The organism is Butyricicoccus sp. (genome assembly GCF_050872565.1).
GTDB lineage: Bacteria > Bacillota > Clostridia > Oscillospirales > Butyricicoccaceae > Butyricicoccus_A.
The window spans coordinates 1-2,101 of sequence record NZ_JBNMHC010000368.1; the positions used below are offsets into that span (position 1 = coordinate 1).

At 42.1% G+C, this 2,101-nt stretch carries 2 protein-coding genes; both read left to right on the forward strand.

Going from position 1 to position 2,101, the window contains the following annotated elements; translation table 11 throughout:
- Positions 1-190: 190 nt before the first annotated feature.
- Positions 191-892 (forward strand): response regulator transcription factor, encoded by a 702-nt coding sequence (locus tag ACR0P9_RS11450; RefSeq protein ID WP_432620261.1) that lies wholly within the window; start codon positions 191-193, stop codon positions 890-892.
- A partial coding sequence (locus ACR0P9_RS11455; RefSeq protein WP_432620263.1) for a HAMP domain-containing sensor histidine kinase occupies positions 885-2,101 on the forward strand: 1,217 nt, incomplete at its 3' end. The genes ACR0P9_RS11450 and ACR0P9_RS11455, both read left to right, overlap by 8 nt.

Here is a 2,101-nt window from a genome sequence, read left to right on the forward strand (position 1 = left end):
ATTGCCTCCATAAATTGAAAACCATTTTCAAATTATAGCATGATTCGGGAAAAAGTCAATATGAAACTCATTTCCAATTTGTGTTTCCGCATTTTGCTCAAACTTAAGAAAAATTAAGAATTTTTTATAGTACAAATGTTGCAATTTTCTGTATAATAGATGTAGAAAAAACGAAGGGGCGTGAAACAATATGATAAGAATTTTGCTGATAGAAGATGATGCAGATATTCGGGAAGGTGTTCGATTGCTCCTGTCTGCCGAGGGCTATGAGATACTGGAAGCTGACTGCGGAGAAAAAGGATTGAAACAGCTGGATGAATCTGTGGATTTGGTGATTTTGGATGTCATGATGCCGGGAATTTCCGGTATTAAAACCTGCGAAGAAATCCGAAAGGTGTCCTATGTTCCTGTGCTGTTTTTGACGGCAAAATCCAGCGAATCAGACAAGGTAATGGGATTGATGGCTGGCGGCGACGACTACATTATTAAGCCATTCTCTTATGCCGAATTGCTGGGACGCGTGAAAGCTCTGCTGCGTCGGTATCATGTTTATAGCGGAAAAAAGTCTGTAGAAGAAGAGGAAGCGGAGGAAACTATGCTTCAAGTAGGAGATATTCGCATCAATGAGCTGTTAAATGAGGTGTGGAAGAACAATCGGCCGATTCGGCTCACGGAAATTGAATATAAAATTCTGCTCTTGCTCATGAAACATCACGGAAAAGTGTTTTCTGCACAGCAAGTATATGAAAGCGTTTGGAAAGAACCGTATCTGTACGCTTCCAACAGTACGATTATGGTGCACATTCGGAATCTGCGCCTGAAAGTAGAAAATGTACCGGAAAATCCTGAACACATCAAGACGATTTGGGGAAAGGGCTATCGCTTTGAATAGATCAAGACTAGGATTAAAGGGACAAGCATTGCTTGCCGTCGTGCTTTGCTCGCTCATCGCCTGCGGATTCTATCTGTGTATCAACAAAATAGGTGAAGTTGCCTTAGATCAATGCCTGTCAGATTCTGCACATGTAGAAAAGAAAAATGAGCAGATGCTGACAGAGCTTCAGGAATATATTATAGAAAAAAATCTTGCGATCTCTGATACAAATGCCATTGATACATGGATGGATGACATGCACAACGCGTATTTGATGTTGGGTATCTATCAAAATGATGTACTTGTCTATGATTCCACAGCGTATCGCTTGGGTACAGGTTATTTTGACAAAACGTATTCAGATGATATGGAAGACGGCTTTACAGCGAAGAAAATCACATTTGCTGGTGGAACGGCACAGGTATTACTGTACGGATATTATGACAGTGCGCTGTACACGACGGCAGTTATTATCGAAGTTGGATTTGCTGTTCTCGTATTCGCCTTGCTGTTTATCAGCTGGTTTGGCAAAAAAATTGCCTATATCCGCAGATTAGAGCAAGAAATTAAGATTTTAGAGACCGGTGGATTGGAAAAACCGATTACCGTGCGAGGAACCGATGAGCTGGGCACGCTTGCCAACGGACTAAACCAGATGCGCATGGCGCTGGCGGAAAACATGGAAAAAGAGGCAGAAGCCAAACGAGCCAATTATGAGTTGATTGCCGCGGTTTCCCATGACTTGCGCACACCGATGACGAGCTTGAGTTTGTATCTGGACTTGCTGCGCGAAGGAAAATATGATAATGCGGAAGAAATGAACCAATATTTGGATAAGAGCCGCGAGAAAATCGTGCAGATCAAGCAGCTCTCTGACCAGCTCTTTGACCGGTTTTATATGTCGAAGAAAAGTACAGTCAAATTGGAATCACCTGTCAAGGCGCAGTTTATTTTAGAGGATTATTTATCCAATCTGGCGGGATTCTTAGAGGTGAACGGCTATCACATTCAAGCACAGCTGGATTGGCCGGAAACGTACATTTCCGTATCTCTGGAATATATTAGCCGGATTCTCGATAATATTGGTTCTAATATTTTAAAATATGCAGATCCGAGCGAGCCGATTTTGCTGACAATCTCTGGAAGCGCAAAACAGCTTGTGATTCGATTTGAAAACAAGATTCTATTACAGGGAGATAATTTAGAAAGCACGCAGGTTGGCGTGCG

What these genes read in the sequence shown, in the direction of transcription:
- ACR0P9_RS11450 (WP_432620261.1), top strand. Translation starts at nt 191, where the DNA reads ATGATAAGAATTTTGCTGATAGAAGATGATGCAGATATTCGGGAAGGT.